The organism is Klenkia terrae, assembly GCF_037083865.1.
Taxonomy (GTDB): domain Bacteria; phylum Actinomycetota; class Actinomycetes; order Mycobacteriales; family Geodermatophilaceae; genus Klenkia; species Klenkia terrae.
On sequence record NZ_JBAPLV010000006.1, the window covers coordinates 92,063 to 115,260 of the forward strand.

Below are 23,198 nucleotides of genomic sequence, written 5' to 3' on the forward strand. Positions count from 1 at the left end.
TCACGGGCCCCGTCCCCGGGTGCATGGGCTCCCATGCCTGCCCGGGCGGGGCGTGACAGGGTGCCGGGCATGCGCATCGCCGTCTTCACCGGGTCGCAGGCCGGCCCGCCGTCCCACCAGCACGCCGCGGCCGGGTTCGCCGAGTCCCTCGCCCGGGCCGGCGTCGGCATCGTCTACGGCGGTGGCCGGGTCGGGATGATGGGCACGGTGGCCGACGCCGCGCTGGCCGCCGGCGGCGAGGTGGTCGGGGTGATCCCGCAGCACCTGGTCGACGACGAGCTCGCCCACCCCGGGCTGACCGACCTGCGGGTCGTGCAGACCATGCACGAGCGCAAGGCCGCGATGGCCGACCTGTCCGACGCCTTCGTCGCCCTGCCCGGTGCCGCCGGCACCCTGGAGGAGCTCTTCGAGGCCTGGACCTGGGGCATGCTCGGCCTGCACGCCAAGCCGACGCTGCTGCTGGACGTCGACGACTTCTGGCAGCCGCTGCTCACCCAGCTGCACCGGATGGTCGACGACGGGTACCTCGACGGCCGCCGCCTGGACGCCCTCGGTGTGGTGCACACCGCCGACGGCCTGCTGGAGTTCGTGTCCGGCTACCGGCACCCCGAGCGGAAGTGGCGGAAGCCGCCTCAGGGCTGAGCCAGCTCCTGGGCGCCCTTGCCGTCGACCGTCTCGCGCACGACGTCGGCGTGCCCGGCGTGCCGCGCCAGCTCCTCGACCAGGTGCAGCAGCACCCAGCGGACGGTGGGCTCGACGTCGGCGGCGACGTACTGCCGGGTCTCCGCGCTCAACGGCACCGGCCGGCCCAGGTCCGGCTCGGCCCGGACCACCTGCTCGGTGCGCCCGGCGACGACGTCCCACCGGGCCAGCAGCGAGGCCACCGTGTCCTCGGGGGTCAGCTCGAAGCCCGCCACCCACCCGGCCGGGCCCTCGTCGGGGACGACCCCGCCCACCCGCGCGCCCACCCAGGTGTCCTCCCCCCAGACGGCGTGCTTCACCAGCACCGCCAGCGACAGCGCGCTGGCGCTGGGCACCGCCCGCGCCTGCTCCTCGGTGAGGCCCGACACCGCGGCCCGGAAGGCGGCCCGCTGGTCGGCGATCGACCGCAACCACAGCTCGTGCTCGTCCACGACCCCACCCTGGCCCGGTCGGGCCGCGGGCGGAAGCCCCACCACCTACCGTCGGGCGCGTGGAGTCCTGGGACGTCGTCGTGGTCGGGGGCGGTCCCGCCGGCGCGGCCGCGGCCCTGGCCGCCCGGCGGCACGGGGCATCGGTGCTGGTCCTGGACCGGTCGGACTTCCCGCGGGACAAGGTGTGCGGCGACGGCATCGCCCCCGAGGCGCTGGACGTGCTGGCCGCCCTCGGGGTGGACGTCGACGCGGTCACCGCGGGGTACCCCGCCGTCCCGCGGCTGCGGCTGACGTCGCCGTCGGGCCGCACCGTGGAGCGGGCCATGCACCGGCCGGCCGTCGTCGTCCCCCGGGCGGTGCTGGACGGCCGGGTGCTCGCCGCGGCGCTGGACGCCGGTGCGCAGTTCCGCCGGCACACCGTCCGCCGGGTCACCACCGGTCCCGCCGGCGTCGACGTGGACGGCGTGCTCACCGCCGGGGTGCTCATCGGGGCGGACGGCGCGGAGTCCGTCGTCCGGCGGGCGCTGGGGATCGGACCCAACCGCCCGGACCGGCTGGCCATCGCGATCCGCGGCTACGCGCCGGCCGGGGACCCCGGCGTGCAGGTGATCACCACGACCGACCAGCGCTGGCCGGCCTACGCCTGGTCCTTCCCGATCGGCGACGGCCGGGCCAACGTGGGCTACGGCGAGCTGGTCAGCGGCGGGGCGACCCGCGCCGGGCTGCTCGAGGGCCTGCACCGGCTGCTGCCCGGCACCGCACCGGAGCAGCTCCGGGCCCACCGGCTGCCGCTGTCCACCGGCCGGCCCCGCCAGCCCGACGGCCGGGTGCTGCTGGCCGGGGACGCGGTCTCCCTGATCAACCCGATGACCGGCGAGGGCATCTTCTACGCCGTGCTGTCCGGGGCGCTCGCCGGTGCCGCGGCGGCGCACGGCGCGGACGCCGGGCGGGTGTTCCGCACCGCGCTGCAGCGCCGGCTGGGCCGGCACCTGCAGCACACCGCCGCGGCCTCCCGGCTCAGCAGCCGGCCCTGGTTGATGGACGCCGCCTTCGGGGCCGCGGCCGCCGACCAGCGGGTCTTCGACGACGTGGTCGCGCTGGGCCTGGCCGACGGGCGGCTGACCGCCCGCACCCTGGGGTCGGCGGTCGCCTCGCTCAGCCGACGCGCGCCCCGGCCGCGGTGCTGAACCGGTCCCGGCCGGCCCGCTTGGCCGCGTAGAGCGCCGCGTCCGCGGCGCCGTAGAGCCCCTTCGGGTCGTCCGCGTCCGACGGCGAGTGCGCGCCGCCGACGCTGACGGTCAGCGGCAGCAGCCGGCCGTCGGCCAGCGGGAGCGGGGCCGTCCGGACGGCGGCGACCAGGTCGGCGGCACGCCCGGCCAGGCCCTCGCGGGTGCACCCGGGCAGCACCATGACCAGCTCGTCGCCGCCGAGCCGGCCGACCACGCAGTCGGTGTGCCGGACCTGGCCGCGCACCACGTCGGCCAGGTGGACCAGCGCCTCGTCCCCGACCAGGTGCCCGTGCACGTCGTTGATCCGCTTGAAGCCGTCCACGTCGACCATGAGCACGGCGACCTGGCCCCGGGCGACCGCGTCGGCCAGCGCGGCGTCGACCGCCCCGCGCCGGAGCAGGCCGGTCAGGCCGTCGGCGGTGGCCTGCCGGTGCACGACCTCGAAGGCCCGGTCCCGGCGGTCGGCCGACCGGACGAGCACGACGGTGACGGCCAGCATCGCCGTCCCCACGACGACGGCGTCGGTGAAGCCCTGCGCCGTGGGGTCGACCACCACCGTGGCCAGACCGCTGCCCACCACGCCGACGCCGGCGGCGAGCAGCGCGCCGGCGCGGCGCAGCTGGGTGGCGGCGAGCAGGACCGGCACGACCAGGAAGATCTGGGCCGCCGCGGAGGTGTCCGCGGTGACCAGGTTGGTCACCCCGACGGTCACCGAGCCCAGCGCGGGGACGGCGAAGAGCACGCCGGCGCGGTCGAACCGGTCGGCCCCGCCCCGCACCAGGGCCACCGAGGTCCCGATGAGCAGCAGGGCCACCAGGAGGCAGCCGGCCATCTGCAGCGGCGCCAGCCGGGGCGGCAGGAACAGCGTCCACGGCAGCAGGAGCAGCCCGCTGAAGCCGGTCAACGTCGCCGCTGCCCGCGCCGCCGCGACCGGCTCGCGGGCTCGGAGTCCCTGGGGTGCTCGCACACCTGACCATCGGCCGGGGCGCGACCCGGCCGCAGACCCCCTCACCCGAGGTGGGCAGGCGCACCCGCCACGGCGAACCCGTCGCGCCCGGCCCGCTTCGCCGAGTACAGGGCCGCGTCGGCAACCGCGTACAGGGCCCGGACGTCGGCCGCGTGGTCCGGCGCGTGCGCCACCCCCACGCTGACGGTCAGCCGGAGCGGGGTGCCGTCGGCCAGCAGCAGCGGGGTGCTGCGGACGGCGTCCACCAGGTCCGCGGCACGGCCGGCGGCGACCTCGACCGGGCAGCCGGGGAGCAGCACCGCCAGCTCGTCGCCGCCCAGCCGGCTGACCACGGCGTCGGTGCTGCGCACGGCCGCGGTGAGCACGGCGCCGACGTGCTGCAGGACGGCGTCGCCGACCGGGTGGCCGTGGACGTCGTTGACGGACGTGAAGTGGTCGAGGTCGACCAGCACGAGCGCGGTGCCGGTGGCCGAGCGGGCGGTGGTGAGGGAGGCGGCCATCGCGTCGTCCAGCACCCGCCGGGTGACCAGGCCGGTGAGCCCGTCGACGGCGGCCACCCGCTCGAGCTCGGCGACCAGCGCGGCCATGTGCTCCATGCCGTGCACCACGAAGACGGCCAGGATCACCAGGCAGCCGCAGACCAGCAGCACGTCCACCGCGACCTGCACCCCCTCGCCCGGGGTCCCGGTGAGCAGCAGGACCAGCGAGCCGCCCAGGCAGGTCAGCGCGGTGACGGCCACCGCGGCGGGCCGGGTGAACATGCTGGTCGCGTAGAGGACCGGCAGCGCGAGCAGGATCGCCCAGGCGTGCAGCCCGGCGGCGACCAGCACCGTGCTCACGGTGACCGCGGCGACCGCGGTGAGCGCCGCCGTCGCCGCCGCGAGGTCGCCGGCCCGGGTGCGCACCGGCACCAGCCAGACGACCGCGGCGTGCACCACGAGTGCTCCGGCCAGGGCCCAGCCGATGGCCGAGCCCGCGGCCGGGGGCAGCACGACGAGCGCGACCGCCAGCAGCCCGGCGCCGCTGAGCAGCAGCGGTGCGGCCACCAACCGGGTCAGCCCCGGCCGGACGGGCTGCGACCACCGCGGTCCCCGGCCGCGGGCTGCCGACGGGGTCGCCGACGGCCCGCGGGCACCGACCGGGGTCGGGCCGCGGTCACGCAGGGACGCAGCGGGGGGCACGACCAGGACATCGACCGCCGCGGTGACCAGCTGTGCGCGTCGTGCCGCGCGGCCACCCCTTGGGGTGGGGGTGTGGGACCGTGGAGCCGGGCACAGATCGGCACCGGCCGCTGTTCCCCCTGGTGAGGTCCCGAGCGCAGCACTGCGCCGACCCCCGAATCCCCAGCTCCCGAAGGACACCGTGACCGACTCCCCCACCTCCCGCCGCCGGGTCCGCAGCCCGGCGCAGCGGACGACCGACGCCTCCACCCGCAGCCGCGACGAGCGCCGCGCCCAGCAGACCTGGGTCGACGGCGCCGAGCCCGCCCTGCCGGTGCGCACCACCCGCCCCGAGCACGTGGTCTTCCACCTCGGCCCGACGAACTCCGGCAAGACCTACGAGTCGCTGCAGGCGCTGGCCGCCGCCGGCTCCGGGGTCTACGCCGCCCCGCTGCGCCAGCTCGCGCACGAGGCCTACGCCAAGCTCTCCGCCCAGCTGCCCCCGGGCACCGTCGGGCTGTCCACCGGCGAGGAGGAGATCGACCCGCACGCGCCGATCGTCTGCTGCACGGTGGAGAAGGCCCCGCCGCGCGGGGAGATGCTGGTGCTCGACGAGTCGCACTGGGTCGCCGACCCCGATCGCGGCCACCACTGGGCCCGGCTGCTGCTGACCGGTGAGTACCGCGAGATGCACCTGATCTCCGCGGCCGAGGCGCTGCTGCTGCTCAAGCCGCTGGTCGCCGACGCCGAGCAGGTCGTCGTCGTCAACCACAAGCGGCTGTCCCGGCTGGACGTGCTGCCCGCGCCGGTGAAGCCCTCGCAGGTCCGCGAGCAGACGCTGGTCGTCGCGTTCTCCCGCAAGACCGTCTACGCCGTCGCCGCGCAGCTCGACCCGCACAGGCGCGGCAAGGTCGGCGTCCTCTACGGCGCGCTCCCCCCGGCCACCCGCCGCGACGTCATCGCCCGGTTCACCCGCGGCGAGCTCGAGGTGCTCGTGACCACCGACGTCATCGGGCACGGCATCAACGTGCCGGCCACGACGGTGCTGTTCGCCGAGACGCAGAAGTTCGACGGCACCGAGATGCGCCCGCTGCGCACCTGGGAGGCCGCGCAGATCGCCGGCCGGGCCGGGCGGTACGGGCTGACCGGGCACGGCCAGGTCGGCGTCCTGGGCGGGATCGCCGGGCTCAAGCCGTTCGCCTCGCTGGTCGCCGCCGGTGCCGCCGTCGCCCGCGGCGACGTGATGAGCGACCTGCCCAACCGCAAGCCGCGGCTGCGCCCCGAGCTCGACGACCTGGGCGCCTTCGAGGCCGTCGACCTGCCCGAGGCGCTGACCCGGTGGTCGATGTGGGCGCGCACCGCCACGAAGACCGAGGCGATGGTGCCCGACGACGTCAGCGGCCTGGTGCTGCGGGTGCACGCCCTGCTGCCGATGCTGCGCGGCCCGCTGGCCACCGACCTGTGGACGGTGTGGCGGCTGATCAACCTGGCGATCGACCACGACCCGCCGCGCAAGGTGCGCTGGCTGGCGCTGGCCCGCGCCGCCCTGCAGCACGAGGCCGGGCTGGCGGTGTCCCGGGAGCTGGTGCTGCCGGCCGTGCCGCGCAGCTCGACGGTGCAGGACTACGAGCAGGCCGCGGCGCAGGCCCGCGAGGCGCAGACCCTGCTGCGCTCGTTCCCCGGCGTCGCCGGGCTCACCTCGGCCGACGCGGCCGAGGTCGAGGAGCGCTGCGCCAACAAGATCACCGAGCTGCTGCCGGAGGCGATCAGCCTGTCCACCGCGGCCCGGTGCACCGGCTGCGGCACCGGCATCGCGCCGTGGTTCACCACCTGCCGGGACTGCGGCACCCGGCCGAGCGGGCGCCCGTCGTCCGACCGCCGTCCGCCCCGGGCCGGCGCGGGTCGGTCCCAGGCCCCGTCGTCGTCGGGGTCGTCCGCCGGTGGGCGCGGGGCCGGCGGGCGCAAGCCGCGCAAGTCCGACGTCGGCGCGGGCGGCCGGCAGGACCCGCAGGCGCACGACCGGGCCGACCGCGGCCGTGGCTCGGACGCCGGTCCGCCGCGCAGCGACTCGGCGCGCCCCAAGCACCGCCGTCGCGGCCGCTCGGCCGGCGGCCCCACCGGGGCACGCTGACCCGACGCGCCCCGGGTGCTGCACCCGGGGCGCGTCGGTGCGGTCAGTGCTGGCGGGCGAACGGGCCCTGGATGGCGAGCACGTAGCCCTCCTCCTGGATCCCGACGAACAGCGTCTTCCGGTCCGGGGAGAAGGTCGGCCCGGCCAGCTCGGACCCGCTGAGGTCGTTGCGGGCGAAGAAGAACGTCTCCCCGGCGGAGTTGGACCCGACCAGGTGCTGCTTGCCCTCGCCGTCCTCGGCGATGATCAGCCCGCCGTAGGGCGAGACGGTGATGTTGTCCGGCCCGTCGACGTCGGAGTCCTGGTCGGCCGGGGTGTAGGCGAACCGCAGCGTGAGCCGGATCGTGTCGGCCAGCGGGTCGAGGAACCACACCTGGCCGTCGTGCGGGGCGTCCAGGGAGCGGTCGAACGACGACACGAAGTACACACCGCCGTCGCCCCACCACATGCCCTCGAGCTTGCGGGCCCGGGTGATCGGCTGGGCGTAGGCCTGCAGCCGGGTCGACATGGTCGCGGCGTCCCGGTCGGGCACCGTGACCCACTCCGTGGCGTAGGTGGTGCCGATCTCGGTGGCCTGGTTCAGGTCCGGCACGAGCACGCCGTCCCGGGTGGCCCGCAGCGCGGCCAGCGTGCCGTCGGTGGGACCCAGCCGCCGCAGCGACCCCTTGCCGAGCGGGAGCGCGGCGGCCGGCGGCGTCCAGCGGTAGAGCAGACCGTTGGGGTTGGCGGCGTCCTCGGTCAGGTAGAGCTCGGAGGTGTCCGGGTCGACGACCACCGCCTCGTGGGCGAAGCGGCCCAGGGCCTTGATCGGGCGCGGATCGCGGTTGGCGGCCTGGTCGTAGGGGTCGACCTCGAAGCAGTAGCCGTGCCGCTGGGTCAGGCCGTTGGTCGCGGTCGGCACGGCCTCGGTCTCCTCGCACGAGACCCAGGTGTTCCAGGGGGTGCGGCCGCCGGCGCAGTTGTTGTGCGTCCCGGCCAGGCTGACCCGCTCGGCGACCCGGCGGCCCTGCTGGTCGACCTCGATGGTCGTCGTCCCGCCCCCGGCGCCGGGGTCGTAGGTCAGGCCCGGCACCGCGGGGACCCGGTAGGGCTCGTCGCCGCCGATCTCGTGGTTGTTGACCAGCACCGCGCCGCGGCCGCCGGGGCGGGTGAAGGCCGCGGTGCCGTCGGGGTCCGAGGGCGTGACCACGCCGCCCTCCATCGTCGTCACGCCGGCCTGGGCGACGACGGTGTAGCTGAAGCCGCGGGGCAGCGCGAGGATCCCGCGCGGGTCGGCCACGAGCGGGCCGTACCCGGTCCCCGGGCCGGGGGTGCCGGGCCGGCCGGGGACGCCGCCGGGGGCCGCGGCCGCGCTGCCGGCGCCGAACAGGGTGTCCACGCTGCCCACGAGGGCGATGCCCAGGCCGGTCACCGCGGTGCGGGAGATGAAGCCGCGGCGGGAGACCGAGCGGGTGGCTTCGTCGGACGTCGTCATGGGTCGGGCTCCGAACGCTGGGGGGACATCGACCCGGGTCACCCTGCGCGGCGGAGGTGACCGGCAGGGGAACCCCGGGCGAAGACGACGGGTCTTGTGCCCCGGCTCACACAGCTCTACGGTCACTCCCAAGGCGAGCATCGTGCTCGCATATGGATCAGGAGTGACCTGTGGCCGCGAAGTCGTTCGCCTCGTCCGCCGACCTGGGCGTCAAGGAGCAGACCCTCGAGGTCCTGGCCGACGGCGTCTACGCCCTGACGGCCGAGGGCGACCCCAACCTCGGCGCGATCGAGGGCGAGGACTTCCTGGTCTGCTTCGAGGCCCTGGCCACCCCGGTCGCCGCCCGCCGCTGGCTGGCCAAGCTGCGCGAGCACACCGACAAGCCGGTCCGCTACCTGGTGCTCAGCCACTACCACGCCGTCCGCGTGCTGGGCGCCTCCGCGTTCGACGCCGAGGTCATCGTCTCCAGCGAGCAGACCAAGGGGCTGATCGCCGAGCGCGGCCAGCAGGACTGGGAGTCCGAGTACGGCCGGATGCCCCGGCTGTTCGAGGAGCCCGAGTCCATCCCCGGGCTGACCTGGCCCACGATGACCTTCCGGGACAAGCTCACCATCGACCTGGGCGGGGACCGCGGCGACCTGGTCCTCGAGCACGTCGGCCGCGGCCACACCGAGGGCGACATCGTCGCCTGGCTGCCCCAGCACAAGATCATGTTCGCCGGGGACCTCGTCGAGTCCCAGGCCGCGCTCTACACCGGCGACGCTTTCCACTTCGACTGGGCCGCCGGCACCCTGGACCGGGTCAAGGCCTTCGGCGCCGAGCAGCTGGTCGGCGGTCGCGGGAAGATCGCCCGGGGCCGGGACGAGGTGGACGCCGCCGTCGAGCAGACCCGCTCGTTCCTCACCACCATGCACGACACGGTCGGCACCGCGCACCGCGCCGGCGGCACCCTGAAGGACGCCTTCGACGCCACCCACGCCGCGCTGGCCCCCACCTTCGGGCACTGGCCGATCTTCGAGCACTGCCTGCCCTTCGACGTCTCCCGGCTGTGGGACGAGTTCTCCGGCGTCGAGCGACCGGTCATCTGGACCGCCGAGCGCGACCGCCAGGTGTGGGACCAGCTGCAGTCATGACCGAGCCCGTACTGGTCGTCGGCTGCGGACCGGTCGGCCAGACCACCGCCCTGCTGCTGGCCCGCTGGGGCATCCCGGTGGTCGTGCTGGACAGCCGGCCCCGGCGCGACCTCGTCGGGTCCAAGGCCATCTGCCAGCAGCGCGACGTCCTCGACGTCTGGGACGCCGTCGGCGTCGGCGCGGAGGTCGCCCGGCAGGGGGTCACCTGGACCACCGCGCGCACGTTCCACCGCGACCACGAGGTGTTCAGCTTCGACTTCGTCGACCGGGGTCGCTCCCCCTTCCCGCCGTTCGTCAACGTCAGCCAGTGCCTGACCGAGGAGCTGCTGGACGCCGCGATCGCCGACCAGCCGCTGGTCGACGTCCGCTGGGACCACGAGGTCACCGACCTCGCCCAGGACGACGACGGCGTCACCGTGCGCTGCGCGGACGGCAGCGAGCACCGCGGCAGCCACGCCGTGGTCTGCGGCGGACCGCGCGCCGACGTGCTGCGCCGGGCCCTGGACCTGACCTTCGACGGCCAGACCTTCGGCGACCAGTTCCTCATCTGCGACATCCGCACGGAGCTGCCCGGCTGGGAGACCGAGCGCCGGTTCTACTTCGACCCGGTCTGGAACCCGGGCCGCCAGGTGCTCATCCACCCGTGCCCGGACTCCACCTTCCGGATCGACTGGCAGGTGCCGCCGGACTTCGACCTGGCGACCGAGGAGGCCTCCGGCGGGCTGGACGCCAAGATCCGCCAGGTCATCGGCGACCGGCCCTACGAGGTCGTCTGGAAGTCGGTCTACCGCTTCCACTCCCGCGTGGTCGACCGGATGCGCGTCGGCCGGGTGCTGGTCGCCGGCGACGCGGCCCACCTCGTCTCCCCCTTCGGCGCCCGCGGCCTGAACTCCGGGGTGCTCGACGCGGAGAACGCGGCCTGGAAGATCGCCTTCGTCCGGCGGGGCTGGGCCGGGGACGACCTGCTGGACAGCTACTCCGCCGAGCGGCACGCCGCGGCCGTGGAGAACCTGGACGTCACCGCGGCCACCATGCGCTTCCTGGTGCCGGGCACCGCGGAGGAGGCCGCGCACCGGGTCGACGTCCTCCAGCGGGCGACGACCGACCCGGCCGCCCGGGCGCAGGTCGACAGCGGCCGGCTGGCCGAGCCGTTCTGGTACGTGGAGTCCCCGCTCACCACCCCGGACCCCGGCCGCCCCTTCGCCGGTCGCCCGCCGCGTGGGGAGGCGCCCCCGGCCGCACCCGGGGTGCTGGTGCCCGACTGCCCGGTCACGGTCGCCGGTCGCCCCGACCTCACTCGGTTGCGCCAGCTCGCCCGGGACGGCCTGACCGTCCTCCTCGCCGACGACGCCCCCGCACCCACGGGCCGGGCGGACGACGGCGGGGCGCCGGTGGCGGTCCACCGGCTGGCCGACCTGGACCCCAGCGGTGTGCTGGCCGGGATCCTCGGCGCCCGCCCCGGCGAGATCTGGTTGCTGCGCCCGGACGCGCACGTGGCCGCCGTCCTCACCGACCCCGCCGACCTGGCCGCGGCCCTCGGCCGCATCGTCACCCAGAACATGGAGCTCGTCTGATGGCGTTCTACCGGCAGGTGGGCAGCGTCCCACCCAAGCGGCACACCCAGCACCGCTCCCCCGAGGGCGCCCTGTACCGCGAGGAGCTGATGGGCGAGGAAGGCTTCTCCTCGGACTCCTCGCTGCTCTACCACTCCGGCGTCCCCAGCTCGCTGGTCGACGCCCGGACCTGGGAGCTGCCCGACCAGTCACTGGTGGCGAACACCCCGCTGGTCCCCCGGCACCTGAAGCTGCACGACCTGTTCACCGACGCCGCCCGGGACCCGGTGCTCGGCCGGCGGCTGGTGCTGGGCAACGCCGACGTCCGGATCTCCTACGCGGTGTCCTCCCAGACGTCGCCGTACTACCGCAACGCCACCGGCGACGAGTGCGTCTACGTCGAGCGCGGCACCGCGGTCGTCGAGACCGTGTTCGGGGCGCTGAGCGTCGGCCCCGGCGACTACGTCGTCATCCCACGGGCCACCACGCACCGGTGGGTGCCCGACGGCGAGCTGCGCACCTACGCCGTGGAGGCCAACAGCCACATCGCACCGCCCAAGCGGTACCTCTCGAAGTACGGCCAGCTGCTGGAGCACGCGCCCTACTGCGAGCGCGACCTGCGGGGGCCGGCGGAGCCGCTGCTGGTCGAGGGCACCGACGTCGAGGTCTACGTCAAGCACCGCGGCGACGGCCCGGTCGGGCTGGCCGGCACCGTGCACGTCGTCCCCGAGCACCCCTTCGACGTGGTCGGCTGGGACGGCTGCCTCTACCCCTACGCCTTCAACATCAGCGACTTCGAGCCGATCACCGGCCGGGTGCACCAGCCCCCGCCGGTGCACCAGGTGTTCGAGGGCGCCAACTTCGTCATCTGCAACTTCGTGCCGCGCAAGGTCGACTACCATCCGCTGGCGATCCCGGTGCCCTACTACCACTCCAACGTCGACAGCGACGAGGTCATGTTCTACGTCGACGGCGACTACGAGGCCCGCAAGGGGTCCGGCATCGGCAAGGGCTCGATCACCCTGCACCCCGGCGGGCACAGCCACGGCCCGCAGCCCGCCGCCATCGAGGGCTCCCTGGGGGCCGAGTACTTCGACGAGCTCGCCGTCATGGTCGACACCTTCCGGCCGCTCGGGCTGGGCGAGGGCGGCCGCGCCTCGGACGACGGGAAGTACGCCTGGACGTGGTCCGGCCGCGGACCCGGCGCGTGAGCCACTCCGGCTCCTGGCTGGACCTGGCCGACGACACCGGGTTCGGCCTGGAGAACCTGCCGCACGGCATCTTCTCCACCGCCGACCGGGCCCCGCGGACCGGCATCGCGGTGGGCGGCTGGGTACTGGACCTGGCCGGGGCGACCGGGGACCCGGTGCACACCACCGGCACGCTGAACGCCTTCCTGGCCGCCGGCCCGCCGGCGTGGGCCGCCCTGCGGGCGCAGGTCACCGACTGGCTCACCGACCCCGCCCACCGGGACCACGTGCAGCCGCACCTCGTCCCCCGCGCCGACGTCACGATGCACCTGCCGGTCCAGGTCGGTGACTACGTCGACTTCTACAGCTCCCGGCACCACGCCGAGAACGTCGGCCGCATCTTCCGACCCGGCTCCGCCCCGCTGACCCCGAACTGGGAGCACCTGCCGATCGGCTACCACGGCCGGGCCGGCTCGCTGGCCGTGTCGGGCACCCCGGTGGTCCGCCCGCGGGGTCAGCGCAAGGCCCCCGCCGATGACCTGCCCACCTTCGGGCCCAGCACGCGGCTGGACATCGAGGCCGAGGTCGGGTTCGTCGTCGGCGTCCCGTCCACCCCGGGCACCCCGGTGCCTGTGGGCGCGTTCGCCGACCACGTCTTCGGGGTGTGCCTGGTCAACGACTGGTCCGCCCGCGACCTGCAGGCCTGGGAGTACGTGCCGCTGGGCCCCTTCCTCGGCAAGTCCTTCCTGACCTCCGTGTCGCCGTGGGTGGTGCCGCTGGCCGCGCTGGAGGCCGCGCGCACCGACCCGCCGGCCCGCGGGACCGCCGTCCTCCCCTACCTGGACGACGCCGGGCTGCGGTGGGGCCTGGACCTCACCCTGGAGGTCCGCCTGGGCGGCGAACTGGTCGCCACCCCGCCCTTCGACCAGATGTACTGGACGCCGGCCCAGCAGCTGGCGCACCTCACGGTCAACGGCGCTGCGGTCCGGACCGGCGACCTCTTCGCCTCCGGCACCGTCTCCGGGCCGGGGCGGGACCAGCGCGGGTCGTTCCTGGAGCTGTCCTGGGGCGGGGCCGAACCGTTCGCCCTCGCCGACGGCACTCCGCGCACCTTCCTGGAGGACGGCGACGAGGTCGCCGTCACCGCCACCGCGCCGGGTCCCGGCGGCACCCGGATCTCCTTCGGGGAGGTCACCGGCACCGTCGTCCCCGCTCTCGAGGTCGCACCCCCGGTGACCGGGTAGCGTGCGGGCACCGGCTCGTCCGGGGCGCCCCGGACCCGGCGTCGAGAGGGGGACAGCCCCCTCCTGACGGGGTGCGCACGCGCCCGGGGAACGGTGCCGTGAACCCCTCCACCGAGTCGCCCGGGTCCGACGGCCCGCGGCTCGGTCGCCCCCGGGACGGGGCACTGACCGACCGGGTGCTGTCCGGAGCCCAGGACGTCGTGATCGAGCAGGGTCCGGACCGGCTGAGCGCCGATGCGCTGGCGGCCGTCACCGGGGTCAGCCGGGCCGCGATCTACCGGCGCTGGCCGGACACCGCAGCACTGCTCGCGGAGATCGTCACCCGCTGCCGCCCCGTGCCCGCCATCCCGGACACCGGGTCCCTGCGCGGTGACCTGGTCGGCCTGCTCGAGCCCTGGACGCGCGCGCTGGACCGCGACGAGCGGCTCGTGGCCACGGTGCTGGGGCGGGCCCGGCACAGCCCTGCCCTGCGCGCCGGCCTGGAGGCCGCCGTGGTGCACCCGCTGGACGCCGCGGTCGCGACCGCGGTCGACCGGCACGTCGCCCGCGGCCACGAGGTGCCGGCGGCGGGGCGCGTGCTGCTCGGCCGGCTCCTGCTCGCCCTGTGGTGGGAGCGCTACGTGTCCGAACCCGCGGCCACCACCGACACCGTCGTCGCGGAGATGGTCGACCGGGCGCTGCTCCCGGTCGTGCGCAGCACCTGACCGGCGGACCGCCGACGGCCCGCCGTGCTGATCAGCGGGCGCCGTCCCGACGGGCCACCACCAGGGCGTTCTCCACCCGCAGCCAGGTCGCGGCCAGCGGCTCGAGCCCCGCGCGCATGCTGTGGGCGGTGGCCGTGGTGAACCCGGCGCCCTCGAGCTTGGCCTGGACCAGGGCGGCCGTCCGGGTCACCTGCGAGGTCTGCAGACCGCCGGCCAGGATGCCGAGCTGCCGGGGACCGACCCGGGCGAGCTGGACGTCGCCGGCCGCCTCGCGGACCACGGCCACCGCGCGGCGCAGCGAGCGTGCCGTGCGGACCACCCCCAGGTCGACCAGCGCCAGGCCCACCGGGTCGCCGACCGGCACCGACGCCTCCTCCTCGGCGAGGAGCAGCCCGGCCCACCCGCGGCGGTTGGGCAGCCGGCTGACCGCGTCGAGGTTCGCCGCGCTGCGCTCGTAGGCCTCCCGGCGGACACCGGCCAGAGCAGCGACCTGGCCGGCCAGGGACGCCTGCAGGGCGGTGGCCTGGACCTCGAGCATCGCGGACCAGTCCCGGTCCTGCGCCTGCAGCGGCGCTGCGCTGAGCCCGACGAGGGAGCCCAGCCGCGCGCCGTCCGGGGCGGTGAGCGCGATGCCTAGGTAGCCGCGCACCCCCCAGCTGTCCGCGATCCGCCGCAGGGCGGGCTCCCTCCCGCGGCCGAGGTCACCGACGACCGTGGCCGCCGGGCCGGTCAGCAGGTGGTGGCACAGCGACCGGTCCAGCGCGATGGGCGTGCCGACCGGGTAGCGCGCGGCGGGGGTGGCCGCCCACGCCGACCCGGGCTCGGCGGCGCGGGCGGTGGTCTGCAGGACCAGGCAGGTCCAGGTGTCCTCGGTGGTCCGGGTGATCGCCCAGGCGTCGACGCCGACCACGGAGCCCAGCAGCGTCAGGGCCGCCCGGTCGCCGGGCATCGCGCCGGCCGACGGCGGCGGGACCGGCCTCGGCTGCGGGGTGGTCGCCCGGGCGGACAGCACCTGCACGGTGGGTGCGGTGTGGATGCCGTGGGTCAGCTCGTCCAGGAAGTCGGTGGCCGACGACGTCACAGCAACTCCTCAGTTCCGGTACGACATGTATCGCAAGTGGTGGCTTCATCGGCACCGACACGTCTCAGTTGCAGTCGAACCCGGCAGCGGGTGGTGCGATCGTCGTCACCGGGTGAGTCACGTCACAGACAGGGCCCCACCGGTTGGACCTTCCCCAGTTAGGTAATGCTCAGTCAGCACATCCGGGTGCCCATCACCTCGGTGCGCCCAGGTGCACCTACGAGATCAGGGAGGCGTCGTGGCCGCCAGATCCGGCCGACCGCTCGACGGCGCGCTCACCGTCACCCTGCTGGACTGCACGCTCGAGATCCTGGCGCAGGACGGGCTGGGGAGGATCACCACCGACGTCGTCGCGGCGCGGGCCCAGGCCGGCAAGTCCGCCATCTACCGCCGGTGGCCGTCGGCCCAGGAACTCGTGGTGGACGCCCTGCGGACCTGCACGCTGGTCCCGGACGTGACCGACACCGGCTCGCTCCGGGGTGACCTGGTGGCCCTGCTCGACCCGTGGACCCACCCGCTGGACCGCTGCGAGCGCGCGGCCTCGGCACTGCTCGGCCACGCGGGCCGGGGCACCGTCCTGGACGAGGTGCTGGAGCGCGGCGTGGTGCAGCCGTTGGCCGCGGCCGTCACCCGGATCACCGACCGGCACGCAGCCCGCGCCGACGTCCTCACCGGGGTGCAGGTCCGACTCCTGGTCGTCGTCGTGCAGTCGATGTGGTGGCAGCGGTACACCAGCAACCGACCCGCGTCCACGACGGCCGAGGTCGAGCAGATGGTCGACCTCGTCCTGCTCCCCATCACGACGAGCTGAGCGACCGGTCACCGGGTGCGCGATCGGGTACGTTCCGGTCGTGCGCCCCGCGCACCGACGTCGTGATCCCTGCGGCCAGCACCGCTAGCCGCCCGGAGATCCAGTGCTCCCCCGACGACCCGCCTGCCCGCAGCGCGGTCGGTCGCGATGACCGCGGCGAGCAGGTTCACGGAGGTCCTGGCCCGACTGGTCGGCGAACCGGACCGGGACGACCTGCTGCCCGACCAGGTCGCCGCGGCCTGCGTGGCTGCGCTGCCGGTGGACGGCGCGAGCCTGAGCTACACGCTGCTGCCCGACCGGCGACTCCCCCTGGGGGCCAGCGACCTGCAGGCGGCGGCCGCCGAGCGGCTGCAGTACGCCACGGGCGAGGGTCCGTGCCTGACCGCGCAGCAGATCCGCGGCGTGGTGGTCGCACCGCTGGAGGAGCTGAAGGGCGGGTGGCCGCTGTTCGCCGTCCAGCTCGTGGCCCACACCCCCTACCGGTGCGTCGTCGCCCTGCCCGTGGGCGGTGCGCTGGCCGGGGTCGCCGCCCTCGACCTGTACCTCCGGGACCCGGGCACCCCCACGGCGGGGACGCTGGCCGACGTGGCGGCCGTCGCCGAGCTGGTCGGGGAGGTCCTGGCCGACGACCTGGCCGGCGAGGAGGACATCGTGCTGGGGCTACCCCGGTCCTTCCGTGCCCTGCCGATCGTCGAGCGCCACCGGGTGTGGCTGGCCGTCGGGCACATCAGCGGGCAGCGCGCGCTGACCACCAGCGACGCCCTGTCCCTGCTCCGGGGCGCCGCCTTCACCCTGGGGCTGGACCTGGAGACCACCGCCAACCGCGTGCTGAGCGGGGAACTGGTCATCCCCGACCTCGGTGGGCCGCCCTCGTCGTGAACGGGCGGCACCGGCGAGCGGAGGGCGAGGGATTCGAACCCTCGAGGAGCGCTAACCCCTAGCGGTTTTCAAGAATGCTGGTGCCTCTGACGCGACCTGCACGAAATCGCATAACCGCAGCTCAGAGCGTCACGAGAGTCACCGCCCATCACCGCTCATGACCCACATTCGCCGTCGCTACGGGCACGTAGCGGGCACGAAGCACGTGCGGTTGAACAGCTCTTGACCAGCACATACGTCCTTGAGGATGGGGTGACGCATCCTCGCGGCGGGGGCACGACTCGGAGCCGTTGGCCAAGCTCGGAGCAATCACGCCAAGCTCGCGACCCGCGGTGCTCGAGAAGCTGCAGCGCGGAACACAAACCGCCGTCACCCAGCACCCTCCTCGCGTACGTCACCCCAATGGGGGCGACAGCGATAGCACTCCCCGCTAGGGACGACGGGCCAGTACGCGGACCACCGCTCGTTGCGTCCGCAGGGGGGTGAGGGACTGCTGCACGAGTAGGTGACATCTGATCTGTGGTGCCGAGAGGTGCCGCTGGAAGGATGTTGATCGTGCCCAAGCCCTACCCCAAGGAGTTCCGGGACGACGTGGTGAACGTCGCCCGCAGCCGTGAGCCCGGCACCCACCTCAAGCAGATCGCGGCCGACTTCGGGATCAGCGAGTCCTGCCTGACGAACTGGCTGAAGGCCGCCGATGTCGAGGACGGCGTCAAGCCGGGCAGCACCACGGCGGAGAACACCGAGCTGCGTGATGCGCGCCGGCGGATCCGGCTGCTGGAGCAGGAGAACGAGGTGCTGCGCCGGGCGGCGGCCTACCTGTCACAGGCGAATTTGCCGGGAAAATGATGTACCCGCTCGTCCGTGAGTTGGCCGCTGTCGGTGCCCGTGTGCGGGTGCCGGTCGCGGTGACGTGCCGGGTCCTGAAGATCGCCCGCCAGCCCTACTACCGGTGGTTGGCCGACCCCATCAGCGCCGCTGAGCTCGAGTCGGCCTACCGGGCCAACGCCCTGTACGACGCCCACCGCGATGACCCCGAGTTCGGCTACCGGTACCTAGCCACCGAGGCCGCCACGGCCGGGCAGCCGATGGCCGAGCGCACGGCCTGGGCGCTGTGCTCGTCGATGAGCTGGTGGTCAGCGTTCGGCAAGCCCCGCCGCGGCAAGGCCGGCCGTCCCGGACCGCCGGTGCACGACGACCGCGTCCAGCGCGTGTTCACCGCCGACCAGCCGAACAGGCTGTGGCTGACCGACATCACCGAGCACCCCACCGCCGAGGGCAAGCTCTACCTCTGCGCGATCAAGGACGTGCACTCCAACCGCATCGTCGGCTACGCCATGGACGCCCGGATGCAGTCCCGGCTGGCCGTCACGGCGCTGGAGTCCGCGGTCGCCCGGCGCGCGACTGCAGGTGCCGACGTCGCCGGCTGCATCGTCCACTCCGACCGCGGGTCGCAGTTCCGATCTCGGCGCTACGTTCACGCTCTGGGCGCGCACGGGCTGGTCGGATCGATGGGCCGGGTGGGCGCTGCCGGGGACAACGCGGCGATGGAGTCCTTCTTCGCGCTGCTGCAGAAGAACGTCCTGGACCGCCAGCGCTGGGCCACCCGCCAGCAGCTGCGGATCGCGATCGTCACCTGGATCGAGCGCACCTACCACCGCCGACGGCGGCAAGCCGCCCTCGGCCGCCTCACACCCATCGAATGCGAGATGATCGACCACACACCGGCGGCTCAGGCCGCTTAACCCGAACTGTCACCTATCCGTGCAGCAGTCCCTAATAGCCAAGGCCACGGCTGCGAACTCGGCGCCCACGATTCCGGTCTGGCCCTTGCATCGGTGCGCTATGCACTCACAGGCTTGGTCGAAGGTGTCCGGTCAGGTCTGGTGACAAGTTCCTGAGCGAGCTCGCGGGACTCTCGGGCAACCTCCGACTGGCCCGATAGCGCCCGGGACACCCGTGACAGCATCGTCGCTGATCGGTCCTGACCCGACATCAGCGGCGACGGGCGCCCGGCCGGCTCCACCTGCCCGCCTCGACGAGACCGCCCAGGTCAACCATGCCCGGGGTTCAGTCGGTGCAGCAGACCCGTCACCTGGTCACCGGGTTCAAGGTGTCCGCCTTCGACCCCTCGTCTAGGTAGGCGCGCCCGTCAAGATCCTCAGCAGCCGTCACATGGCGGGGCGGTCCACCCGAGCCCTGTAGCCGCTGTTGGTAGCGGTGTGCAGTGCACCGTGGACACGGGCCCCGCTAACTGCCTCGTCGGGGGCGAGCTCTGCATGGGCCTCATCAGCACGAAGCGGACCCCGTAGCTGCCCTCACCCGGGGCAGGAGACAGCCTGCTGGTGGGCCGAGGAAACCGGCTGGGTCGGGTCAGGTCGCGGTGCTGGCGCCCATCTTCAGCACGAGTACTCCGATGACGATGAGCGCCATTCCCAGGATCTGGATGGCCGTCAGGCGTTCGTTCAGGAAGACGGCTCCGATGACTGAGATGGCAACAATCGCCACTGCCGACCACAGGGCGTAGACGACGGCAACATCCAGCCCCCGTTTCAGCACGTGAGAGAGCAGAAAGAAGGACAACGCATAGCCCACGACCACAAATAGGCTGGGCAGCAGGCGCGTGAAGCCCTCGGTCACTCTCAGGAACAAGGTGGCCACGATCTCGACCGTGATGGCCAGCGCGAGAAGACCGTAGGTCACCATCAACGCCCTCAGTCCCTCTCCGTTGCCCTCACAGCCAACACTTTGGCCAGGTTGAACGTAGGACGTGATGCAAAGCCGGACTTTGACGTTGTCCGCCTAAAACGGCACCGGGTTGTCTCATCGGCGCAAGCTCGGGCGTCACGATCAGCCCGGGTGTCGGTCCTGCCGTCGACGCACTGCTCCGCAGCCGCGCCTGCCTGCCCCCGTGCACGACGGCGTGCCCGATTCCGGGCAATTCACGCCTGAATTGGTCGGATGCGGCACAGGCCTGGCCGGCGTTCTGTCGCTAGCGTTCCACTGCAAAGGCCACCGACCGCCTCGTCCTTACTGTGGTTGCGCTGCCCACGCAGGGCCTAACAAGCCAGGTAGGCGGCCCTGCGCGGCACACCGTCGCCAGCTCCGCAGCCGACGAAGGTCGTCGGTTCCCGAACCCGCCGCGTGGACGCGAGGAGCGTGCGATGGGCGACGACCGTCATCGACCGTCCATGACCATTCTCATGACCCCGGACATGTCAAATTTCGCCGGCGACGTCCATGGCGGCACCTTGCTGAAGTACCTCGACCAGGTCGCAACACCTGCGCAACCCGGTACGCCAGAAATTACGCGGTCACACTGTCAGTGGACCAGGGTGTCTTCCCGGAGCCGATTCATGCGGGGAGCTGGTCACATTCGAAGCAAGTGTGAATCGCACTGGGCGGACCTCGATGGAGGTCGCATGGAGTGCTAGGAGCGCCGAACTGAGATAGCAGTAACCGGGGCGCGAATCAGCGCTCTCGACGCGCACGACAGCAGACATGGAGATGAAGACATGACGCACAGCCTGGTTCCGATCGACGACGCCGATGATGGTCGCTCTCATGGCAGCGGCGGGCCCGCTGATGATGGGGCAAATACCGCGGAGGTCCTGAGCGATGGTGCTGGCGAGGACGGCGAGGACGACACGCCCCGTGATCGTCCTGAAAGCTCGAGCTGACGGGCAGGTTCTCCGGCTCGACACCAGGTGCATCGGCCGCCGGTGACGTGCGCGTCGTGCTCCTCACGCCGCTGGGGACACCGCCGCATCTTCCCGACAGCCAGTCACCAGCGCCGCAGGACCCCTCATCTGCACCGATTGCTCAGCTGCATACACCGAGGCGCGGTGTGTAGTTGTGGACTGGCAGATCGTCGGCGGCTTGACCAAAGGCCTCGGGTCGTCAAGCCGTCCAGCTGACCAGGCAGGAGGCATTTGGCCTCCTGCCTGGTCAGTAGGTGAAGGTGCTGACAGTTGTGCGCAGGTCGGCGGCCATGCGGGCAAGTTCATCGACGGCGACTCGGCTTTGACTGAGGATCTGCGTAGTGGTGCCGGCAGCAGTTGAAACCCCGGTGATGTTGGCGGCGATCTCCGTCGTGCCGCCCGCGGCCTCCGCCACGCTGCGCGACATCTCGTTAGTGGTGGCGGTCTGCTCCTCCACCGCCGAGGCGATGGTCAACTGGTAGTCGTTGATCTGCCCGATCACCGTGCCGATGCGGCCGATCGCGGCCACGGCCCCACCGGTGTCTGCCTGGATCGTCTCCACCCGGCGGGCGATGTCCTCGGTGGCGCGGGCGGTCTCCTGGGCCAGCTCCTTGACCTCGTTGGCCACGACTGCGAAGCCCTTGCCGGCCTCACCGGCCCGAGCGGCCTCGATGGTGGCGTTGAGCGCCAACAGGTTGGTCTGCTCGGCGATGCTCGTGATGACCTTCACGACGTCGCCGATCTCCTTGGAGGACAGCCCCAGTTTCTGGATTGTCTGGTTGGTTGCCTCGGCCTCGGTCACCGCGCCGGCGGCGACGCGGGCGGCCTCGTTGGCGTTCTGCGCGATCTCCCGGATCGAGGCCGACATCTGCTCCGCACCCGCGGCGACTGTCGCCACCGAGCGGGACACCTCGTCGGCGGCGCCGGTGACCACCGTGGATTGCACGCTCGTTTCCTCCGCAGAGGCCGAGATCTGGGCCGAGGATGCCGACAGTTCCTCGCTGGAGGCAGCCACTGCCTCAGCCGAGGCAGCGACTGCGGTCATCACCTTCCGCAGAGAACCAAGTGCGCCATTGAGGGCGGCCGCAGTCTGTCCGACCTCATCGCGTGAGGTCACCTCGGTGCACACCGTGAGGTCCCCGGCCGCCAGAGCAACGGCAGCATCACGGACCGTCTGCAGCTGACGCAGCAGCCGCCGTGCGGTACGCAAGGCCAGGGTCAAGACAGCCGCTAGGGCCAGCAGGAGGACTCCTGTGACTAGGACCAAGCTGCGCGAGCGCTGGGAGTCGGCGACATTTTGAGCCTGCTCGACCCGTGTCGCCAACGAGTCGTTAAGTGCTGCGGTCTGTTCGGCCACGGCGTAGAAGACGTCCTGGGTTGGTCCCAGTACTAGGGCGTCGCCGGCGGCTAGCCCAGCTGGGGTGTCGAGGGCGTAGTTGTCCACGATCTGGTCATCGATGGCGAAGAAGTCCATCCATGACTGGTTCAACTGGTCGAACGTGTCCTTCTCGGAGGCGGTGAGCAGAGCCCTCGGCATGCTGTCCAGCAGCGGCTGGAGGTCTTGTCCGGCGACCAAGAACCCGGCCCGTGTGACGTTATCCGGCGCAACGGCTGCGGCCAGGCCCAGTCGACGCCTGTCCCAGACATAGGCGGTCTGCCAGGCGCCGATGTCACCGTTGGCGGTGCGGATCTGCTGTGCGATCAGCCGGGCCTCCTGGAGCTCGCTGACTACGTTCAGGCTGCGTTCCGAGGCAGCCAGCCCCTGGAAGGCCGCGGCCCCGACGGCCAGCGCCGCAGCCATGCCGAGAGCTCCAACGGCGAGGACCTGCGTGCGCACACCCATGACCCTCCGGGATCGGGAAACAGTGCGGTCTGACATGACGGAGATCCTTTGGGGCGCGTAGGGGTGAAGGGGAGCGGGACGGGTCGCGTGTGGCCACCCGGTGCGAGGGCTGCGATGTGAGGTTCTGCTCGGTCACCGGCGGCACAGATCCATCTGCGATGAATGCCACCTGGGGCGTGCAGCGCGTCCGGAAGCAGGCGACGGTTAAGGTGCATCCCTTACAGCGCCTTGAGACGCTCTGTGGGGTCGCATGACTGTTCCGACTGTCGGCCAATACTTGCTGGCGGGCCGGGTGCCGCTGGCCAGGACCTCACACTCAGTAGAGAACCCTTCGTGGGATTGAACGGCGGGTTGTCTTCGACGACGCTCGGGTTGGCGACACGCTTGCCACTCCATTCGCGATCAGCGCTTTTGGCCTACCCCACCATTAACGGCAACCAGCGAGTCATGGTTGAGCCGAGATGCACCGAAACAGACCGTTTCTCGGGTTCACTGGACCGCGCCGTCTACGACAAACAGGCGTCCCCTGACACTTAATCGACGAGCAGTCCAGCGATTAACGGTTCGGCCAAACATGCAGCTCAGGAGCCCATAATCGACGGCCGTCTTGGCGCCGATCACATTCATGGACCGAACCGGGTTGCCATGTCGACAATTGCCGGTCGAGTCACCTTCGAACGGTTTCGGATTATGCGACGTCCACTGCGCAGGAAGGTGACAGAAACCACAGGCGCCCTGCTGCGTCTAGGTCTATGGCTGCGGCTTACCAGCGGTGAACGGTGTTATCCGAAATGGCTAACCTTGGAGCACAATTTGCCGGATTCCAGCGGAGCTCGCTGGGGCGGGACGAGCCGGCTCGTCGAGCCGATCGTCTCCATTCCGGCTGCGGGTGGGCGTTGTTCATATCTGACGACGAATCTCGTGGGGGGTCACGATGTCGGGGCAGGTGGTGCTGACCGGCCGCC

At 72.9% G+C, this 23,198-nt stretch carries 19 protein-coding genes; 12 read left to right on the forward strand and 7 right to left on the reverse strand.

Annotated elements, in window-relative coordinates; translation table 11 throughout:
• Nucleotides 1-69: 69 nt before the first annotated feature.
• Entirely contained in the window at nt 70-642 is a 573-nt protein-coding gene (locus UXQ13_RS07760; protein ID WP_225234120.1) for an LOG family protein, read from the forward strand.
• On the opposite strand, the gene UXQ13_RS07765 is transcribed toward UXQ13_RS07760, so the two are convergent.
• A complete protein-coding gene (locus tag UXQ13_RS07765) occupies nt 633-1,133 on the reverse strand; it encodes a DinB family protein (RefSeq protein ID WP_336392121.1) in 501 nt (166 codons plus the stop codon). The genes UXQ13_RS07760 and UXQ13_RS07765 overlap by 10 nt on opposite strands.
• Before the next feature lie 59 nt (nt 1,134-1,192).
• Here UXQ13_RS07765 and UXQ13_RS07770 point away from each other — a divergent pair, with 59 nt between their 5' ends.
• Nucleotides 1,193-2,320, forward strand: coding sequence for an NAD(P)/FAD-dependent oxidoreductase (locus tag UXQ13_RS07770; RefSeq protein WP_225234118.1), 1,128 nt, complete (start codon nt 1,193-1,195; stop codon nt 2,318-2,320).
• Here the strand turns inward: UXQ13_RS07770 and UXQ13_RS07775 are convergent.
• Both UXQ13_RS07775 and UXQ13_RS07780 read right to left on the reverse strand, forming a co-directional pair.
• A complete protein-coding gene (locus tag UXQ13_RS07775; protein WP_225234117.1) occupies nt 2,289-3,329 on the reverse strand; it encodes a GGDEF domain-containing protein in 1,041 nt (346 codons plus the stop codon). The two genes, UXQ13_RS07770 and UXQ13_RS07775, sit on opposite strands and share 32 nt — an antisense overlap.
• 41 nt (nt 3,330-3,370) lie before the next feature.
• Nucleotides 3,371-4,375: a GGDEF domain-containing protein gene (locus UXQ13_RS07780; RefSeq protein WP_225234116.1), complete on the reverse strand. Its 1,005-nt coding sequence runs from the start codon at nt 4,373-4,375 to the stop codon at nt 3,371-3,373.
• Nucleotides 4,376-4,691: 316 nt separating this feature from the next.
• On the opposite strand from UXQ13_RS07780, the gene UXQ13_RS07785 reads away from it, so the two are divergent.
• Nucleotides 4,692-6,620 (forward strand): helicase-related protein, encoded by a 1,929-nt coding sequence (locus UXQ13_RS07785; RefSeq protein WP_336392122.1) that lies wholly within the window; start codon nt 4,692-4,694, stop codon nt 6,618-6,620.
• A 43-nt stretch (nt 6,621-6,663) separates the two neighbouring features.
• Here the strand turns inward: UXQ13_RS07785 and UXQ13_RS07790 are convergent, their stop codons facing one another.
• A complete protein-coding gene (locus tag UXQ13_RS07790; RefSeq protein ID WP_225234114.1) occupies nt 6,664-8,094 on the reverse strand; it encodes an alkaline phosphatase PhoX in 1,431 nt (476 codons plus the stop codon).
• A 170-nt stretch (nt 8,095-8,264) separates the two neighbouring features.
• Here UXQ13_RS07790 and UXQ13_RS07795 point away from each other — a divergent pair, with 170 nt between their 5' ends.
• From UXQ13_RS07795 to UXQ13_RS07815, 5 genes are all read left to right on the forward strand, one after another.
• Nucleotides 8,265-9,227, forward strand: coding sequence for an MBL fold metallo-hydrolase (locus UXQ13_RS07795; protein WP_225234113.1), 963 nt, complete (start codon nt 8,265-8,267; stop codon nt 9,225-9,227).
• Complete coding sequence (locus UXQ13_RS07800) at nt 9,224-10,801, forward strand: FAD-dependent monooxygenase (protein ID WP_336392123.1); 1,578 nt, start codon at nt 9,224-9,226, stop codon at nt 10,799-10,801. Before UXQ13_RS07795 ends, UXQ13_RS07800 begins: the two co-directional genes overlap by 4 nt.
• Nucleotides 10,801-11,991, forward strand: a complete 1,191-nt coding sequence (locus UXQ13_RS07805) for a homogentisate 1,2-dioxygenase (protein WP_225234111.1) — start codon at nt 10,801-10,803, stop codon at nt 11,989-11,991. Before UXQ13_RS07800 ends, UXQ13_RS07805 begins: the two co-directional genes overlap by 1 nt.
• Entirely contained in the window at nt 11,988-13,214 is a 1,227-nt protein-coding gene (gene fahA, locus UXQ13_RS07810) for a fumarylacetoacetase (protein ID WP_225234110.1), read from the forward strand. The genes UXQ13_RS07805 and fahA overlap by 4 nt, the downstream gene beginning before the upstream one ends.
• A 98-nt stretch (nt 13,215-13,312) precedes the next feature.
• Nucleotides 13,313-13,918, forward strand: coding sequence for a TetR/AcrR family transcriptional regulator (locus UXQ13_RS07815; protein WP_225234109.1), 606 nt, complete (start codon nt 13,313-13,315; stop codon nt 13,916-13,918).
• A 31-nt stretch (nt 13,919-13,949) separates the two neighbouring features.
• On the opposite strand, the gene UXQ13_RS07820 is transcribed toward UXQ13_RS07815, so the two are convergent.
• Nucleotides 13,950-14,999, reverse strand: coding sequence for a hypothetical protein (locus UXQ13_RS07820; RefSeq protein ID WP_225234108.1), 1,050 nt, complete (start codon nt 14,997-14,999; stop codon nt 13,950-13,952).
• A 238-nt stretch (nt 15,000-15,237) separates the two neighbouring features.
• Between UXQ13_RS07820 and UXQ13_RS07825 the strand changes: the two genes are divergently transcribed.
• The 3 genes from UXQ13_RS07825 (at nt 15,238) to UXQ13_RS07835 (ending at nt 18,434) form a co-directional block, all read left to right on the forward strand.
• Nucleotides 15,238-15,810 (forward strand): TetR/AcrR family transcriptional regulator, encoded by a 573-nt coding sequence (locus tag UXQ13_RS07825; protein ID WP_225234107.1) that lies wholly within the window; start codon nt 15,238-15,240, stop codon nt 15,808-15,810.
• Nucleotides 15,811-15,957: 147 nt separating this feature from the next.
• Entirely contained in the window at nt 15,958-16,689 is a 732-nt protein-coding gene (locus UXQ13_RS07830; protein ID WP_225234106.1) for a hypothetical protein, read from the forward strand.
• A gap of 555 nt (nt 16,690-17,244) precedes the next feature.
• Nucleotides 17,245-18,434, forward strand: a protein-coding gene (locus UXQ13_RS07835) for an IS3 family transposase (RefSeq protein WP_225236059.1) whose coding sequence is annotated in 2 segments (ribosomal slippage) — nt 17,245-17,529 and nt 17,532-18,434 — 1,188 coding nt in all. Because the reading frame shifts where the segments join, the coding sequence is not laid out codon by codon here.
• Nucleotides 18,435-19,062: 628 nt separating this feature from the next.
• Here the strand turns inward: UXQ13_RS07835 and UXQ13_RS07840 are convergent.
• Nucleotides 19,063-19,395, reverse strand: coding sequence for a DMT family transporter (locus UXQ13_RS07840; RefSeq protein WP_225236058.1), 333 nt, complete (start codon nt 19,393-19,395; stop codon nt 19,063-19,065).
• An 809-nt stretch (nt 19,396-20,204) separates the two neighbouring features.
• Here UXQ13_RS07840 and UXQ13_RS07845 point away from each other — a divergent pair.
• Nucleotides 20,205-20,369 (forward strand): hypothetical protein, encoded by a 165-nt coding sequence (locus UXQ13_RS07845; RefSeq protein ID WP_225234105.1) that lies wholly within the window; start codon nt 20,205-20,207, stop codon nt 20,367-20,369.
• Nucleotides 20,370-20,637: 268 nt separating this feature from the next.
• Here UXQ13_RS07845 and UXQ13_RS07850 read toward each other — a convergent pair whose 3' ends face one another.
• Nucleotides 20,638-22,233 (reverse strand): methyl-accepting chemotaxis protein, encoded by a 1,596-nt coding sequence (locus UXQ13_RS07850; protein WP_336392124.1) that lies wholly within the window; start codon nt 22,231-22,233, stop codon nt 20,638-20,640.
• Between the last annotated feature and the right edge of the window lie 965 nt (nt 22,234-23,198).

Bases quoted from the DNA above. Each gene is read 5' to 3' on its own strand.
- UXQ13_RS07800 (WP_336392123.1), top strand. From the start codon at position 9,224: ATGACCGAGCCCGTACTGGTCGTCGGCTGCGGACCGGTCGGCCAGACC.
- UXQ13_RS07840 (WP_225236058.1), bottom strand. From the start codon at position 19,395: ATGGTGACCTACGGTCTTCTCGCGCTGGCCATCACGGTCGAGATCGTG.
- UXQ13_RS07760 (WP_225234120.1), top strand. From the start codon at position 70: ATGCGCATCGCCGTCTTCACCGGGTCGCAGGCCGGCCCGCCGTCCCAC.
- UXQ13_RS07805 (WP_225234111.1), top strand. From the start codon at position 10,801: ATGGCGTTCTACCGGCAGGTGGGCAGCGTCCCACCCAAGCGGCACACC.
- UXQ13_RS07830 (WP_225234106.1), top strand. From the start codon at position 15,958: ATGACCGCGGCGAGCAGGTTCACGGAGGTCCTGGCCCGACTGGTCGGC.
- UXQ13_RS07845 (WP_225234105.1), top strand. From the start codon at position 20,205: ATGACGCACAGCCTGGTTCCGATCGACGACGCCGATGATGGTCGCTCT.
- UXQ13_RS07850 (WP_336392124.1), bottom strand. From the start codon at position 22,233: ATGGGTGTGCGCACGCAGGTCCTCGCCGTTGGAGCTCTCGGCATGGCT.
- UXQ13_RS07790 (WP_225234114.1), bottom strand. From the start codon at position 8,094: ATGACGACGTCCGACGAAGCCACCCGCTCGGTCTCCCGCCGCGGCTTC.